At 58.8% G+C, this 16,004-nt stretch carries 13 protein-coding genes; 3 read left to right on the top strand and 10 right to left on the bottom strand.

Annotated features, from left to right (window positions below; genetic code table 11):
- Nucleotides 1-89 precede the first annotated feature (89 nt).
- The 10 genes from AC1ROR_RS20935 to AC1ROR_RS20980 all read right to left on the bottom strand — a co-directional run bounded on the left by AC1ROR_RS20935 (nucleotide 90) and on the right by AC1ROR_RS20980 (nucleotide 11,576).
- Entirely contained in the window at nucleotides 90-1,199 is a 1,110-nt protein-coding gene (locus tag AC1ROR_RS20935; protein ID WP_498590594.1) for an ABC transporter ATP-binding protein, read from the bottom strand.
- Nucleotides 1,200-1,202: 3 nt separating this feature from the next.
- Nucleotides 1,203-2,303 (bottom strand): nuclear transport factor 2 family protein, encoded by a 1,101-nt coding sequence (locus tag AC1ROR_RS20940; RefSeq protein ID WP_080839444.1) that lies wholly within the window; start codon nucleotides 2,301-2,303, stop codon nucleotides 1,203-1,205.
- A 10-nt stretch (nucleotides 2,304-2,313) separates the two neighbouring features.
- Nucleotides 2,314-3,141 (bottom strand): carbohydrate ABC transporter permease, encoded by an 828-nt coding sequence (locus AC1ROR_RS20945; protein ID WP_080839443.1) that lies wholly within the window; start codon nucleotides 3,139-3,141, stop codon nucleotides 2,314-2,316.
- A gap of 1 nt (nucleotide 3,142) precedes the next feature.
- Nucleotides 3,143-4,015, bottom strand: coding sequence for a carbohydrate ABC transporter permease (locus AC1ROR_RS20950; RefSeq protein WP_498590595.1), 873 nt, complete (start codon nucleotides 4,013-4,015; stop codon nucleotides 3,143-3,145).
- 89 nt (nucleotides 4,016-4,104) lie between these two features.
- Entirely contained in the window at nucleotides 4,105-5,439 is a 1,335-nt protein-coding gene (locus AC1ROR_RS20955; RefSeq protein WP_498590596.1) for an ABC transporter substrate-binding protein, read from the bottom strand.
- 420 nt (nucleotides 5,440-5,859) lie between these two features.
- Nucleotides 5,860-7,260: a CehA/McbA family metallohydrolase gene (locus tag AC1ROR_RS20960; protein WP_498590597.1), complete on the bottom strand. Its 1,401-nt coding sequence runs from the start codon at nucleotides 7,258-7,260 to the stop codon at nucleotides 5,860-5,862.
- Nucleotides 7,261-7,273: 13 nt separating this feature from the next.
- Nucleotides 7,274-8,374: an ABC transporter ATP-binding protein gene (locus tag AC1ROR_RS20965; RefSeq protein WP_498590598.1), complete on the bottom strand. Its 1,101-nt coding sequence runs from the start codon at nucleotides 8,372-8,374 to the stop codon at nucleotides 7,274-7,276.
- 15 nt (nucleotides 8,375-8,389) lie between these two features.
- A complete protein-coding gene (locus AC1ROR_RS20970; protein WP_142171635.1) occupies nucleotides 8,390-9,220 on the bottom strand; it encodes a carbohydrate ABC transporter permease in 831 nt (276 codons plus the stop codon).
- Nucleotides 9,220-10,128, bottom strand: coding sequence for a carbohydrate ABC transporter permease (locus tag AC1ROR_RS20975; RefSeq protein WP_080839436.1), 909 nt, complete (start codon nucleotides 10,126-10,128; stop codon nucleotides 9,220-9,222). Before AC1ROR_RS20975 ends, AC1ROR_RS20970 begins: the two co-directional genes overlap by 1 nt.
- Nucleotides 10,129-10,211: 83 nt before the next feature.
- Entirely contained in the window at nucleotides 10,212-11,576 is a 1,365-nt protein-coding gene (locus AC1ROR_RS20980) for an extracellular solute-binding protein (protein WP_080839433.1), read from the bottom strand.
- Nucleotides 11,577-11,862: 286 nt separating this feature from the next.
- Between AC1ROR_RS20980 and AC1ROR_RS20985 the strand changes: the two genes are divergently transcribed.
- The 3 genes from AC1ROR_RS20985 to AC1ROR_RS20995 all read left to right on the top strand — a co-directional run bounded on the left by AC1ROR_RS20985 (nucleotide 11,863) and on the right by AC1ROR_RS20995 (nucleotide 15,884).
- A complete protein-coding gene (locus AC1ROR_RS20985) occupies nucleotides 11,863-12,903 on the top strand; it encodes a LacI family DNA-binding transcriptional regulator (RefSeq protein WP_498590599.1) in 1,041 nt (346 codons plus the stop codon).
- A gap of 11 nt (nucleotides 12,904-12,914) precedes the next feature.
- On the top strand, nucleotides 12,915-14,846 hold the full coding sequence (locus tag AC1ROR_RS20990; RefSeq protein WP_498590600.1) for a DUF5054 domain-containing protein: 1,932 nt from the start codon (nucleotides 12,915-12,917) through the stop codon (nucleotides 14,844-14,846).
- 171 nt (nucleotides 14,847-15,017) lie between these two features.
- Nucleotides 15,018-15,884: a MurR/RpiR family transcriptional regulator gene (locus AC1ROR_RS20995; protein WP_309589151.1), complete on the top strand. Its 867-nt coding sequence runs from the start codon at nucleotides 15,018-15,020 to the stop codon at nucleotides 15,882-15,884.
- Nucleotides 15,885-16,004: the final 120 nt, after the last annotated feature.

Raw genomic sequence — 16,004 nt, forward strand, 5'->3', positions numbered from 1 at the left:
CTTCCAGTAGCACTGCTACAAGTAGTTACCGGCAAATGCATACGTATTCAATAGGCTCTGCTATCATCCAGCGCAATTTGAAAAGGTCGTTACCCCTGCAATTGCGGACGGCTGATATTTGCCCCAAGCGAGTGTTCCATGGAGGGCAAGTCAATGCGTTCTCCCGTGGCAGCGTCAAAGAGGTGCAGACGGGATGCGTTCAAGTCGATCGCAACCGTATCCCCCGGTTTTCCGCGCCATGACCGCGGCGCTCTTACGATTATCCGATCCTTGCCCAGCTGGACGGTGATGTAGTTGGATTCGCCGGTGAGCTCGATGGCATAGATGCTGCCGGTGAAATCGCCGGTCGTGCCCTCGGCGACCGACATGTCTTCGGGGCGGATACCGAGAACCATTTTGCCCTTTCCAGGCAGCTTCTGCCGGCCCAGCGAAAGGGCGTCCGAACAGAAGACGCCATCGGTGGTTTCGCCCGAAATGAGATTCATCGGGGGCGAGCCGATAAAACCGGCGACGAACAGGTTTGCGGGCCGGTCGTATATTTCTTCCGGTGGCGCAAGTTGCTGAATGATGCCCTTGTTCATGACGGCAACCCGATCAGCCAATGTCATGGCTTCGATCTGGTCGTGCGTGACGTAGATGGTTGTCACGCCAAGCTGATGCTGCAGATGCTTGATTTCCGCGCGCATGGTGACCCGCAGTTTCGCATCGAGATTGGAGAGCGGCTCGTCCATCAGGAATACTTTGGGCGTGCGCACGATGGCGCGTGCCAGCGCCACGCGCTGACGCTGTCCGCCCGACAGTTCGCGGGGCTTGCGCCCGAGAAGCGGCCCAAGCTCGACCTTCTCGGCTGCAGCCTGAACCTGACGTTCCCGCTCCGCCTTGGGAACGCCACGCACCTTGAGTGGATAGGCGATGTTGCCTGCCACCGTCATATGCGGATAGAGGCCGTAGTTCTGAAAGACCATCGCCACGTCGCGGTCCTTGGGCAACATGTTGTTGACGATCTTGTCTCCGATCCGCAATTCGCCCGCGCTCGCCTCTTCCAGTCCGGCCACAATGCGCATCGTCGTCGTCTTGCCGCAGCCCGATGGTCCCAGCAGCACCAGAAACTCGCCGTCGGCGATGGACAGATTGAGCTTGGGCAGGGCAACGAAGGACCCGAAGCGTTTTTCGATATCGGTGAGGTTTACTGACGCCACGTCTCAATCCTCCTGCCGAACCGGCCCGTGGGCATATATCTGCCGGAGGATGGCAAGTTCGTCATACAGGGTCCACTCTTCGATGATCTTGTCGTCGTTGAAGCGGAAATGCGACATGCCGAGAATATAGACCGGTTTGCCGCTTGGCGCGCCGAACAGACCGTTACCGCGATGATGTCCGCGGATGGACCAGCGTACCGCCGCAATCGTACCGTCCGCTTCGTCCGCGTGGCAATAATTATCGAAGGAAAACACCGCGTTCGGGAAAGCCGCGACAATCTGGATGAAATGATAGACGAGGCCTTCGATACCGGTAATTTCGCGGCCGCCGGCCATATGGACATTGACGGCAGGGTCGTAAACTTCCCGAAGCGCGTCGAACCGCCGGCGGTTCCATGCCTCGTGCAGCATATGGGCAAGCCTGTCTTCGATCGTCTTCTTCGGCCGGTCGAGGGGCAAAGGCAGCGCCTGGCCTGCGGAGCGCTCGGGCTGGCCGATGAACCAGGGTTCACGGCCGGCAGCAGCATCCCGATCCGCGAGGCTGCGCGCAACCTCATGAATGTCAAAACCCAGCTGGCGCACCATCGCACCATTGTCTCGCACCAGCCATTCACGGAAAATCTTGTTATCCCTGGAGACGCAGTCGGCCACGGTGTGGATGTTCACCCGCCGCCCGGTCGCTTCGCCATAGGCGCTCGGACCGATATTGGTCATCTGGCTGAAGCCGAGATGGCTTGTGTAATAGCCCTCCTTGTCGTCGCCGCTCCAGGCCACGTTGAGGAAACGGCTCTCCCGGTCGGGAAAGGCCTGCATCATCGAGACGGTGCCGTTGACGACCTCCTCGACGGAGCGGGTAATATCGAAGGCGGTATAAACCATGCAGGCATGATCGTAATAATCGTAGATCTTGCCGACAGATTTTTCAGCCCAGATCCAGTGCGTTATCTTGAAGATATAGTCGACGATATCGCCGAATGCATCGTCGAAGCCCGCCAGGGGAAAGCCATTGCGTTCCTTGGGTGCAAGCAGTTCCTCCACGGAGCGCTGCCGCACCGTTGTCACGCCTGCGCGCAAGTCACGCTTTGCGGTTGATACATCGTTCATTGTCTTCTCCCTATCTTACCGAGCCCGAAACAAGGCCTTTAACGAAATATTTCTGGACGTATCGGGACAGAACAAGCATCGGCAGGATGATCACGAGGCCGATGGCGGCCATGATTTCCCACGCGTCGCCGCGTTCCGTCCTGGCGCTCATCAGCGCTACCTGGATGGTCGTTGCGTTTTCCCGCGTCAGCACCAGCGCATAAAAGAACTCGTTCCATGCCACGACAAAACAGAAGATGCCGGCGGTGGCGATGCCCGGAAGCGCCATTGGAACGACGACATCCCAGATTGCCCTCAGGCGTGACGCGCCGTCGATCTGCGCTGCTTCCTCCATGTCCACCGGTATGGAGTCGATGAACCCCTTGATCATCCAGATCGCATAGGGAACCACGAAAGACATGTTGGCGATGATGAGCGCGATGCGCGTGTCGAGCAGACCACCCTGGCGAAAGGCGATGAAGAGCGGAATGATGACGATGACGGGCGGGATGAACTGGGTCGCCAGCACGCCGATTGGCCAGATGCTGCCACCGGGGAACCGGAAGCGCGAAAAGGCGTAGGCCGCGGCAGTGGCGATCGGCAACGACAGCAGCAGCGTTCCCATCGTCACGACGATGCTGTTCCAGGTGCGCTCGCCGACAAGAAACGGTGCTTCGAACGCAGTGCGGATGTTTTCAAGCGTGGGCGTGAAGAAGAACCTCAGCGCGTAGACGTCACGCGGGTCCTTGAATGCCGTCGCCACGATCCACACGATCGGGCCGATGAAAACGAGGAGAATGAGCGCGATGGCAAGTCCGCGCGCGAGGCTTGAAATCCGGTTTCTGGTTTTCATCTGCATGTCACTGGCGCTCCATGACGAACCGTGAATAAATTGCTGCAAGCACCGCCATGACAGCCGCAAGCAGATAGGCAACCGCCGCCGCATAACCGAGGTCGTACCAGCGGAAGGCGGTCTGAAACACGAAATGCGCCAGCGTTTCCGTCGCCGTTCCCGGACCGCCATTGGTGAGCGTGACGACCTGATCGAGGACCTTGAGCGAGAAGATCGCCTTGAGCAGAAGGGCGATGGCAAGCACCGGCCGCAGCTGCGGCAGCACGATTTCAAAGAACACACGCGTCTTGGAAGCCCCATCGACCTGGGCTGCCTCAACCGTTTCCTGCGGAAGAGCGGCAAGCGCGCCAATGAACAGGAGCATAAAATAAGGCGACCAGTGCCAGACGTCCGAGGCTATCAACGTCGCCATCGCAAGTGTCGGATCAGCAAGGATCGGAACGCCTTTCAACGACGGAACGACGGCGCCGACCACGGCGGCAAATGCGCCGAACTCCGGATTGAACAGGAAGCGCCAGGATATGCCGAGCAATGCAGGCGACATGGCGAAAGGTATCACGAGCAGCGTGCGCACACTCACCCGCATCATATCGGCACCGGCCAGAAGCAAAGCCAGCCCCATGGCGAGGATCATCGTGAAGAAGACGGAGAAGACCGTGAAGACCGACGTCACCCGGATGCTGTGCCAGAAATCCGGATCGTCCGTGATGGCGCGGGTATAGTTCTCCATGCCTACGAAAGGCCCGAGCGTCGGCTGCTGCGCCAGGTTCCACTCATGGACCGAGTACCAGAGAGCGGCGCCCAATGGGTAGAGAAGCGTCGCTGCGATGACGACGAAGGCTGGTGTAATCAGCCAGTATTTCAGATGTTTGTCTTTCACGGAAAATCCCTTGACGACAGGGAAGGCCTGCCAGGGGAAGCGCCTGCTCCACCCGGCATATGCCTTCATTCACGGTGAAGGCGGTTCACTCAGCCCTTGCGATAACCTGCACGCCGCAGGATACGATCGATGTCCTGAGCCGCCTGATCCAGCCCATCCTTTACCGGCCTTGAACCGGTGGCAAGTTCCGAGATGGTGTTTTCGAGTGTGACGGCAATCTGCGGCCATTCCTTGAGCTGCGGCATGATCCGCGAACCCTCAAGGCTCTTCGCAGCGACCTTATGAAGGCCGTGATTTGCCGCATTCACCTTTTCGTCGAGGAAGCTCTTCGTGTTGGTGACCACGATATCGGACGTCTTGGGGTCGGATTTGTCGATCGCACATTCGATCTCGAGTTCCGGCGTCGAAACCCATTTCATGAATTCCCATGCCGCATCCTTCTTTTTCGAAAGCGCGCTGACCGCGAAGGGCAAAGACAGTGCATAGGATACGGGGGCACCGCTGTCGAACTGCGGCATGGGCGCAAAGCCGACCTGTTCCGGCCTCAGAGAGGATTTTTCGCCAGTCAGAACCGAATAGACCCACCACCAGACCATGACCATGGCCGACTTGCCCTGCGCCACGGAATTGACGGCGTCCCCTTCGACGAACTGCACGGAACCGGGCGCAGCCACCTTATGCTTCAGCAAAAGGTCCAGATACATCTGCGTGGCTTCGATGGCAGCCGGATCGGTGAAGCGGGTTTCCTTGAAGTCGGGTGAAAAGATGTCGCCGCCCTTGCCCCACAAATGATTGAGCCAGAGGAAGAGGTTCTGCTGGCCATTGCCCTTGCCGTAATACATCGCCACGCCCGACACATCGGGATTGGCCGACTGTATGGCGGCACCCGCAGCAGCAACCTCGTCCCAGGTCGTCGGCGGCTTGAGGCCCGCGGCATCGAAAAGGTCCTTGCGATAAAACAGCATCTGGGGATGGCCGCGCACCGGAAGACCGTAGGTCACGCCGCCGATCTGGCCGCCGAGCTTGTAGGCTTGCGGGTAACGGTTGATGTCGAGCCCATCGCGCTTGAGCAATTCGTCGAGCGGGTGCAGATAAATCGACAGGGACGGACCCCAATTGTCCTGATAACAGACGACATCATATTCAGAGCTGCCCGCCACCGCTTCGGTCGTGATCTTGTCGCGCACCTGACCATAGGGAACATAGGTATAAACAGCCTTGATGCCCGTCAATTCTTCAAATTGCGCAAGCCGCTTTTCATGGGCGCGAAACTGGCTCGATTGCGGCAGCATGATATTGATAGCCTGGCCGGCGAAAGGCTTGCCCTCAAGAAGAGCAGCCGAGGCCCGGCGCGGCGAAACACCGAAGGTGGCCGCCATCGACGCCGCCAAACCCAGTTGCGTGAAGTTACGCCTCGAAATCATAATTTGGCTCCTCCCAAATTTCTCATAACGACGTCGCGTCAGTTTTTGCATTCGTATGCAAAGTAGCATAAATGCATACGAATGCAATACCGCTTGAAGCACTTTTATCGACTGACGCTCACATCGGTAAATCAGGCGATCTGCGCGCCGGAACTGCCCTGAAATCTGGAGATCGCGCTGGGAGGCCGAATGACCTCAGCGGCATCCATTTGTATATACACGTCACTCTCGGACGCATCATAACATCGTTGCCGAAACCTGTGCCATGGCGGAGAAACGACCGGACCACCTGATAGTCTTTAACCAAGGATGCGGCAGAACCGGCCGCGACGGCGTGCGGGCTTTGCCGCGCCCGTAATATCGCAAGTGCACGAGCGAGCGGAGAAGTCCGCCCGCCCCACCTGTCATCTGTCCGGGAAACTAGGGCTGGATGTAAACCGGGTTGCTCACTGCCCGGCGGATCGGCTGATCCTGCATATGGGCGCCCTGAAGCTGCCAGGGAAGCGAGCGCCCCTCCTGTGCCGCCATGAAATCGGCAACCAGCCTTTCGCGGCTATTCGCAGCGATGATTTCGGTACGAAGAAACGTCTTTGCCTCGCCGGAGAAACTGCCCGTCCAAGCATCTGTTTCAATGGTCTGCGTGGTGAGAATGCCACTTGCATCGATCCAGACGAGCAGATCGCCATCCGCACCCCTCACATCGGCCTCTGCGATGACCGGTCCGGAAACCGTCGAACCCATCGGCTGGCCGTTCACCGTCAGCGCAAGATGCGGCCCCGTCGGGCTTTCCGTCACATAACCGCGACCCGCCTTCATCGCAGCGAGGATAGCATCTTCCGACAACTCCTCCAGCCAGAACACCGTCGTCGGGCGGGCAAGCACCAGCGGCCCCTCGGGCATGAGTTGCGCAGGCTGATGAAAATCGCTGCCTCCGATGGCGGAGATCTTCAGACCCGAAGCCAGTCGCTGCTGATAGCGGCCGAGCGACACCCAGTTCCACGCCATCCAGTGTGACTGCCAGACCTCCATGCAGTCGATCTCGGGCAGTTCGTAGTCCCATTGAATGGTGGGCTTGTCGTGATTGATGGACAAAAGCCCGCCGCGCTCATGCACCAGCCGGGAGAGCGTATGGGCATGTTCCGGCTTGGTCATGCGGAAATCGATCCACTCATCGACACCATAGACATTGGCGTGGCCAGTCGCCGTCGTTATCTCCATCGCCCGGATGAAGACAAGGTCCGGCGAGGATTGCGGATGAAAATAGCGGCGCTGCGTGATGGTGTTGTGATCGGCAATGGCAAGAAAATCGAGACCGGCCTGGGAGGCAGCCTGATGCAGCAGCTCCGGAGAGCCCAATGCATCGGAATGGAAAGTGTGGCAATGCAGGTCGCCCCGATACCAGCCCGCCCCTTCCCGCCGCGGAAAGCGGCGTTCCGGCTGCGGCTCGAGTTTGCGCGGCGCGCTGTCGCAACGGATAGTCACGACGACATCGGCTCCGTTTTCCGGCAATTTATGCAGGCCGAGCATGACTTTCCATGTGCCGGCCGGCATCTCGCCGTGGATATAGCCGGGCGTTGCATCATCGGTCGCAACAAAGAAGCAATCGCGTGCGCCACCGCTCCAGCCACGGAAACCGGCGACTGAAGGGTAGTCCGTCGCCGTAGCGTCGAGCACGCCGAGATCGATGACGCAATCCTCGTCCTTCCGATAGGCCATCGTCACGTCGATGCGCGTTACACCCTTCAGAACATCGAAAGGAACATAGAAGTAAGGATCGGCCGACTGGTCGGCGCGACTGACGTGAACCCTGATTTCGGTCATCACACTTCCCGTCTTACTCACCGACATCCGGAATGCGTATGCCGGCGCCATCGAACAATGTGACGTGGCGGATATCGAAGGCGAGCGTCACGACGTCGTTCACCCGAATCTCATCATCCGTGAAAATGCGGGCGGTCACCCGGCCGGCATCCTCGCGCTCCATCGTGACAAGGCTTTCCGGGCCCATGTTCTCATTGGCGAAAAGCTTGCCCGTGATGGTGTTTTCATCACCGGCCTGGGCAATCCGCAAATGTTCGGGCCGGACGCCAAGCGTCATCCGGCCGCGGCCCGCGGCCGCCGCAATGGCGTCGGAGACAGGCAGGCCCGGCAGTGTCAGGCCATCGGCGCGCAGTTGCAGCTTGCCATAGGCAACCATGGCATCGGCCGACACGAGGTTCATTGGCGGGTTGCCCACGAAATTGGCAACGAAGGTGGTGGCCGGACGCCGGTAAATCTCGATGGGCGGTGCGAACTGAACGATGCGGCCCTTGTCCATGACTGCGATGCGGGTCGCAAGCGCCATGGCCTCCGCCTGGTCGTGGGTGACATAGACCGCCGTCATGCCCATGTCGCGCTGCAGGTGGTTGAGGAAGCCGCGCGCTTCAAGACGTAGCTTGGCATCGAGGTTGGAAAGCGGCTCGTCGAACAGATAGACCTGGCTGGGATAAACAAGCGCACGTGCCAGCGATGTACGCTGCTGCTGTCCGCCGGAAATCTGGCTCGGCAGGCGCTTCATCAGATCACCGATCTTAAGCACGTCGGCCACCTGCTTGGCGCGCGCGTGGCGCTTTTCCTCGCTCTCGCCGCGCACTTTGAGCGGATAGGCGATGTTGTCGGCAAGGTTCATGTGCGGATAAAGCGCATAGTCCTGAAAGACCATCGATATCTGCCGGTCCTTGGGGTGCAGATAGGTGACGTCCTTGCCGCCGATCAGCACCTTGCCCGAGGTCGGCGTTTCGAGGCCGGCGATCATGCGCAGGCTCGTCGTCTTGCCGCAGCCGGAGGGGCCGAGCAGGCAGACGAACTCGCCGTCCGATATTTGAAAGCTGATGTCGGGCACCGCATGAAAGTGACCGAAGCTCTTGGAGACATTCTGGAATTCGACAGAGGCCATGAAACTGATTTCCGATTACGACTTGATGCCACCAAAGAACCGGAAACCAAACTTCCAGTTCACGAAGAGGTAAAGCACGATGACGGGGAGCGAATAGATGAGCGAATAGGCAGCAAGCAGCGTAACGATCGGTGTGCCCGCCTCCGAATAGAAGGAGTAGATCGCGACCGAGGCCGGCATCAGGCTATCGCTGCGCAGCAGGATGAAGGGGATGAGGAATGAACCCCAGATATTGACGAATGCCCAGACCACGACGACCACAATGCCCGGCCGGATGACCGGCAATGCCACGTCGAAGAAAGCCTGCAGCGGTGAGGCACCGGCCACCATGGCGCTTTCCTCGTAGGAACGCGGGATGGCATCGATGAAATCGCGGAGAATGAACATTGCCGTCGGCAGCAGCCCGCCCGCAAAAACGAGAATGACGGCGATATGGGTATTGATGAGACCGGCCGCAGAAATGATCAGGAAGATCGGCACCATCGCCGCCGAACCCGACACAACGGAAGAAAACAGCAGAAGCGTGTAGGTGACCGCCCCTTTACCGGGAATTGACGAGCGAGAAAGGGCATAAGCAGCAAGCGTCGCTGCCGCGCCGATCAGAATGACCCCGCCGAAAGACTGGATCAGACTGTTTAAAAGGGCCCGCATTGCAAAGGTGTTCTCGAACACCGTCATGAAGTTCGAGAGAGTGAACGCTTCGGGAATTGCAAGTCCGAGTTCGGCGCGGGCGTTGAACGGTGCGAAGATGAACCAGACGAGCGGCAGGGCGAAGGCCACGCCGAGCAGGGATGCTGCCACGGAAAAGAGAATGCGGCGTTTAAAGACGTTTCCGGAGATCTGCATCACTCAGCCTCCGCCGTTTTCTTGCGCGCGATACGCAGATAGACAAGCGCAAAGGCGAGGTTGACGAGCATGATGATGACACCGACCGCCGCACCCTTGCCGAACTCGAAATCCTTGAATGCGATACGATAGGTATAGATCGACAGCAGTTCCGTTCGGTAGGACGGCCCGCCATTGGTGAGCAGGAATGGCGTAAACACGTTGAAAGTCCACATTGTGATGAGGATGAGGTCGGTGACGACATGGCCACGGATGAGCGGCAGCGCGATGTCGCGAAGTTTCTGCCAGGAGGTTGCACCGGCCACGTCCGCTGCCTGGAAATAGCTCGGCGGGATGGACTGAAAGGCGGAATTGAAGAGCATCATCGAAAAGGCTGCGCCGCGCCAGGTGTTGAAGAACACGATCACCCAGAAAGGCTGCTGCAGAAGCCAGTCGCCGGGTGGCAGGCCGAGGCCGCGCATGATCATGTTCAGCGTGCCATTGTCATAGTCGAGAAAGGCGAACCACGCGAAACCGATGACCACTTCCGGCAAGATCCAAGCGGCAATGACCGCCGTCTGCAGGAAGGACTTCAATGCCGGCGATACGGCCTGGCTGAGCCAGGCGAGCAACAGGCCGATCAGCGCCTGGCCTGCAAGTGCGGAAAGCAGCACGAATTGCAGCGTCAGGATGAAGGAAAAACCGAACTGGCCGCGGGTGAAGAACGTATCCGGATTAAACAGCGTGAAATAATTTTGCAGACCGACGAAATCCGGATCGACTGCCGTGCGCCCGATGAGCGTTCGGTTCGTGAAGGAAACGAAGATCACCCAGAAAAACGGGACCATAACAAAAATGCCGACCAGCGCGGCGGCAGGAGCCAAAAAGACAGCGCCTGCCCGCGTGGAAAGCAGCGAGAAGTTTTTCATGCTTTTTTACCTCATGGCGGATCACACCGATCCGTCGCAAATTGCGTCTGACCGGCAATCGGTCAGACGCAGTCCGTTATGCCTCAGAGGCGGCTAACCGTATTTTCTGCACCGACGATACCGATCACGGCGGTCTTGAACTGAGCCATTGCATCCTCCGGCGAGAGCTCGCCGGAAACCACGCGTTCGGTCATGCGCTGAATTTCAGCGGAAACCTTGTTGTAGTTCGCGTCATTCGGGCGCGCGGTGGTGATCGGCAGTAATGTCTTGGCGGTTTCCGTCAGGAAGGGTGAATTCGGGATCGGCACGTCATTTCGGATGCGGATCGCAGGCTGGATCGCCTGAAAGGCATCAAGCTGTTCCTTGCTGTTCATGAAAGAAAGCAGTTCCCAGGCTTCCTGCGGCGTATCCGTATTGGGATTGATGACAAAACCGGTGCCGCCAGACATGGTGACAAAATCCTGACCACGCAGGCCACGGCCAGGCTTTTCGGAAGGCATCTTCTTCCAGGTCATGACATTGTCGCGGTCAGCGACTTCGAATTCGGCGCCCGGCTTGGTGACGGAGCGATAGAACCAGTCGCCTTCGACCAGCATGGCGGTTTTGCCATTGCGGAAATTGGCAAAGCTGCGGTTACGGCCATCGGCCAGCAGCTGAGCCCGCTGGTCTCCAAGCTTCTCGTCCAGATAGATTGTCTTGTAGAGCTTCAGCGTATCGAGGATGCCCTGGCTGGAAACGATGTATTTGCCGTTTTCATCGGTGACTTGCTCACCGGTGCCGAGCAGCGCCATCCAGTAGCCCTGCATCGTCGTGGCTTCGCCCATGGAAACGCCTGCATTCAGCTGCAGCGGGAAGCTTTCAGGATCGGCAGCCTTGATCTTGCGGGCGGCTTCGAGGAGTTCGTCCCAGGATTTCGGCTGCCAGCCGTCGGCATCAATGCCAGCCTTCTTGAATACGTCCTTGCGCACGAAAATCATGCGCGCATCGGTGCCAAGCGCGATGCCATAGGGCTTGCCCTGATAGCTCATCAGGGCCTGAGAACCTTCCGAGATATGCTTCCAGCCCTCCCAGGATGCCGCCGCGGGGCCGGCAATCTCCTCGAGCGACTTCAAAAGGCCGCCCTGCACAAAGCTCGGGATCATGAAGCCGTCGAAATTGGAAATATCCGGGCCTGCACCAGTGGAGAAATCAAGCGCGAGCTGCTGCGTCAGCTGCTCGTCCTCGCCGCCAAACTGGGTCAGCTTGACCGTGACATCCTTGCCATCGGCCTTCATTTTTTCCGTGAAGGCGGGAATAACGGCCTTCTGAATCCATTCCGCCATGCCGGAATTAACACCGCCGATCACGCAGCGGCAGGTAATGTTGAGCTCCGTCGCGGCCAAGACCGGGCCCGACAGCGCGATTGCTGCTGTGGCACCCAACAACAGAGTTTTGATGCTCCTGCGCATTGAAAGTCCTCCCAAAAAATAGTTCGGCGCGACGGCGCGCGCTTTTCGAGGATCCGGCAAGCTAGAACACCTCCGGTCCCCGCCTCATCCCACCGCCAAGAATGAACACGCTTTCATTTTTGTCAACAGGGCGTTCGTCAGAAAAAATTACAGACCTGAATACGAACCATAAAAACGAAGAATTTGACCAGATTTATCGTAATTTCACCACATCCAGCTTGACGGACATCGTCAAAAAGGCAATTCATCAATGAACACGTTTTCATTTTGGCGCCGAGTGCGATCTATGGATGAACTGAACAGCAAAAAAACAGCCCGTGCGACCGCCGACCTCGTGGCGCGCGAAGCCAATGTTTCCCGGGTCGCTGTATCGCGTGCATTCAACCCGAATGCCTCGCTGAAGCCGGAGAAGCGCGACCGCATTCTGCAGGTGGCGCGCGAATTGAACTACACGCCCGACATGGCCGCGCGGTCGCTGGTCACGCGCCGCTCGCACCTTGTCGGCATGATCGTGCCTGATGTGTGCAGCCCATGGGAAAGCCAGGAAATTGACGCGCTGACGACGGCATTGCAGGCAGAGGGCTTCGCCACCTTGCTTTTCAAGGCCAAGGCCGACTTCAGCATGGACCAGACCCTGCTGACCTATATGCGCGGCTTCAACCCGGATTCGGTAATCGCGTTCACGGAAAATATCGCGCCTGACGTGCTGACCGGCTTTCTCGACCGCGCGGTGCCGATCTACGTCATCTATGACGACGCCACGGAGTTTTCCGGCAAGCCCACCTCCAGCATCTACGACCGTCTGCTGGTGCGCCAGAGAGAAGGCATCGAGCAGGCGGTTGCATTGCTGCAGGGTTATGGCGCACACCGTGTTGCCTATCTGGGTGGCAAGCAACAATCGCTCGCAAACAACGAGCGCGAGCGCATGATCACCGAAATTCTCGCCGAACGGGGCATGGAGCCACCGATCGTCGTTGCCGGTGACTATACCTACGATACCGCCTACCGCGCGACACTCGACCTCTTCCGCGTCGGTAACGGTGCGGATGCCATCTTTGCCGCCAATGACGTTGGTGCCTTCGGCGCGATCGATGCGCTGCGCCATGATCTCGGCCTTTCCGTTCCGGGCGACGTGAAGGTCGTCGGCTTCGACGACATCCCGCAGGCCCACTGGAAGAGCTACAACCTCACCACAGTCCGGATCGATCTCGAAGATCGCGTCCGGGCCCTCGTCCGCCTCATCCTGAGGCGGCTCAAAACCCCCGACGCAGACCCCATGGTCGAAACGCTCGGCACGCGTCTCGTCGTGCGCGGCACCGTGGGCTAAACGGAAAAGATATGACAAAAAAGCGCGTGCATCTGGTCTTCAAGACCCATCTCGACATTGGCTTCACCGACCACGCGGAAAAGGTCCGCAAGCAATATCACGAACGTTTCATCCCGCAGGCCATCGAAACCGGGGCGCATTTTTATGCGGAAAATCCCGAGGCGCCAAAGTTCATCTGGACGACTGGCGCGTGGCTGATCTGGGACTATCTCAATACCCGCCCCGCCTCGGATGTCGCAAAGCTTGAAGAAGCGATCGAGCGCGGCCTGATCCGCTGGCACGGCCTGCCTTTCACCACCCATACGGAACTGATGTCGCCCCATCTCTTCCGCGCCGGCCTCTCCTATTCGCAGGAACTTGACCGCCGCTTCGCAACCAAAACAATCGCAGCGAAGATGACCGACGTTCCCGGCCACACGCTCGGCATGGTGCCGCTGCTGGCCGAAGCCGGCATTCGTTTCCTGCATCTTGGCGTCAACACAGCCTCACCCCCGCCGGAAGTTCCCGACATTTTCCGCTGGCACGCGCCGGGCGGCGAGGAAATCGTCGTCATGTACCAGCGCTCCTATGGCGAAACCTGTTTCCCCGAGGGCATGGCGGATGGTCTCGGCTTTGCCCATACCAGCGACAATATCGGCCCGCAGAGCGTGCCGCAGACGGCTGAAACTTATCGTGAAATGCGCCACCGCGAACCCGAGGCGGTTATCCAGGCAGCCACGCTTGAGGATTACGGCGCGCTGATGTGGCAGGAGCGCGAACGCTTCCCTGTCATCGATCTCGAACTGGCGGACAGCTGGATTCATGGCAGCGCCACCGATCCGCAGAAAATATCCCGATTCCTCGCCCTGCAAGGCGTCTATGATCGTTTCGCCGCCGATGGCCTCACCACTTCGCGCCTCGCCTTCGGCCGCGGTCTTGCCATGGTCGCCGAGCATACCTGCGGCGTCGACATCAAGTCCTATCTGCGTGACGACAAGGCCTGGTCGCGCAAGGATTTCGATGCTGCGCGCGTCAGCGACCACCGCTTTACCTATTCCGAAGCCTCATGGCAGGAGCAGCGTAATTATCTCGATCAGGCAATGTCGGCGCTGGATGAAAAAGACCATGCCGAGGCGAAGGCGGCCATTACTGCCGTGGCGCCGCCTGCAATGCCCACGCCACGCGCCGTCGAAGGGAAACTGAAGGCCGGCGCGTGGTCGGCCGAGATCGATCCTGCGACCGGGGATATCGTCACCATCATTGCGCCATCAGGCCATCGCATCGAAGGCGGCGACGGGTCGCTTATCAGCTATCGTTATGAAAGCTACGACGCCAAAGACGTGGCCCGTCATATGGATACCTATCTTACGCACCGGCAGGAATGGGCGGTTCTCGACCATGACAAGCCCGGCCTTGCCGCCTCCGGCACCGGCCTGTCAAAAACCTTCCTGCCAAAGCTGCTGGCCGCGGAAGGCGATAGCCTGCTCCTCTCCCTGCCGACGCTTGCAACGGCCGAATATGGCGCGCCGCCGACCGTCTCGCTGCGGCTGGCACAGGATCAGGATGCATTGCTGCTGACATTCGTCCTGCATGAAAAACCTGCCAACCGCATGCCCGAGGCAAGTTTCCTGTCGTTCACCCCGAAGGGTGATATCACCTGGAACCTCAAGAAGATGGGCCTATGGCACAAGGCGGAGAACACCGCCGAGAGCGGCGGCGCTCAGCTCCAGGCCGTCACCGCTGCTCGCGCAGCATTGTCGGACGGGCCGCAATACACGATCGAGCCCCTGGACACGCCACTCGTCGCACCCGCAAGCTGGGATTTCATGACGTTCTGCCGGGAACGACCGAGCTTTGCCGAAGGCATCCGCTTCAATTTGCACAATAACAAGTGGGGCACCAATTTTCCGATGTGGTGTGAAGGCAATATCCTCGCCCGGTTCAGACTGCGCGTTTCCGCCTGAACTTCGCCTCGGATTACTAATATGAAAATCGCCGGACGCCGCGATCGAAGCGGGCGCCCGCTCGTCCCTTCGCCGCTCATTCTCATCGGTGAACGGATTTCCTGTTTCGATGGAAAGGCTTGTCAGCTATCTAGTTTGTCGTGAGTACTTCATTTTCAAAACGGGAATGGCATGAGCGACGACAATCATATGGTGTTGCGGGACCGCTTTCAGCAGCACAAATCAAAACTCAGCCGTTCGGAACTGGCTGTTGCCGAATATTTACTGGCAACGCCGATCGATGTCCTGATCTTCGAAAGCGCGGAAGATATAGCCGCAAAGAGCGGTACGAGCGACGCAACGGTCATTCGCGCGGCGCGACGGCTCGGCTTCACCGGCCTGCCGGAACTCAAGCGGCTCTCCAGCCGCAACATGGCGAAAAGCGTTCCAACCACGGAACGGCTGTCGCAACGGTTCCGCGCCACCGGCGACGATCTTGGCAGGATCAAAAAACGCATCTTCTCCACAGCCCATGAGATCATGACCTCATGTGAAGAAAAACTGGAGATCGATTCGCTTGCGAATGCGATCCAGTTGCTCGATGCCGCCGATACCGTGTGGTGCCTGGGCATGGGACGATCCGAGGTAGAAGCAAGGCATTGCGCGACAGCACTCAGCCGCGTCGGGCTGAGAACCCGTCATTCCGGATCGTCCGGCTTTTCGCTCGCCAACGAGTTGGTTGATCTGCGGCAGGAGGACGTCGTCATTCTGTTCCACGTCGCCCGCGACACGGCCGAATTACGACTCATCGTCAATCAGGTCAGCGACATTGGCTGTCGTGTCATCCTGGTATGCGGCGTCCAGCTGACGGAGCTTTATCGCGACAGGGTTTCCGCAGTGCTGACATGCGTCGGATCCGCGGCGGGACTTGCAAGCTGGACGCTCGGCGCCGTCGTTACCTCCGATATTCTTGCCTACGGCATTGCTACGCGTAATCAGGACCGAGCGCTCAAGAGCCGAAAACGCCTCGCGCGGCTGCGCGAACAGATACCGCAATAGCGCATCCCGAAAGGCGCCATTCAAAAAGATGAGGATATCAGTAATGTTTTATTGATATCCGCACTTCAATAATGTAGTGACGACGACATAACCGCGGGCGACAGCGGCCGATCCCGTATT

This window comes from Agrobacterium sp. GW821-FHT14E08 (assembly GCF_058803865.1).

Bases quoted from the DNA above. Each gene is read 5' to 3' on its own strand.
- AC1ROR_RS20970 (WP_142171635.1), bottom strand. From the start codon at position 9,220: ATGCAGATCTCCGGAAACGTCTTTAAACGCCGCATTCTCTTTTCCGTG.
- AC1ROR_RS20940 (WP_080839444.1), bottom strand. From the start codon at position 2,303: ATGAACGATGTATCAACCGCAAAGCGTGACTTGCGCGCAGGCGTGACA.
- AC1ROR_RS20985 (WP_498590599.1), top strand. From the start codon at position 11,863: ATGGATGAACTGAACAGCAAAAAAACAGCCCGTGCGACCGCCGACCTC.
- AC1ROR_RS20960 (WP_498590597.1), bottom strand. From the start codon at position 7,260: ATGACCGAAATCAGGGTTCACGTCAGTCGCGCCGACCAGTCGGCCGAT.
- AC1ROR_RS20975 (WP_080839436.1), bottom strand. From the start codon at position 10,128: ATGAAAAACTTCTCGCTGCTTTCCACGCGGGCAGGCGCTGTCTTTTTG.
- AC1ROR_RS20955 (WP_498590596.1), bottom strand. From the start codon at position 5,439: ATGATTTCGAGGCGTAACTTCACGCAACTGGGTTTGGCGGCGTCGATG.
- AC1ROR_RS20990 (WP_498590600.1), top strand. From the start codon at position 12,915: ATGACAAAAAAGCGCGTGCATCTGGTCTTCAAGACCCATCTCGACATT.
- AC1ROR_RS20945 (WP_080839443.1), bottom strand. From the start codon at position 3,141: ATGCAGATGAAAACCAGAAACCGGATTTCAAGCCTCGCGCGCGGACTT.
- AC1ROR_RS20965 (WP_498590598.1), bottom strand. From the start codon at position 8,374: ATGGCCTCTGTCGAATTCCAGAATGTCTCCAAGAGCTTCGGTCACTTT.
- AC1ROR_RS20995 (WP_309589151.1), top strand. From the start codon at position 15,018: ATGAGCGACGACAATCATATGGTGTTGCGGGACCGCTTTCAGCAGCAC.
- AC1ROR_RS20980 (WP_080839433.1), bottom strand. From the start codon at position 11,576: ATGCGCAGGAGCATCAAAACTCTGTTGTTGGGTGCCACAGCAGCAATC.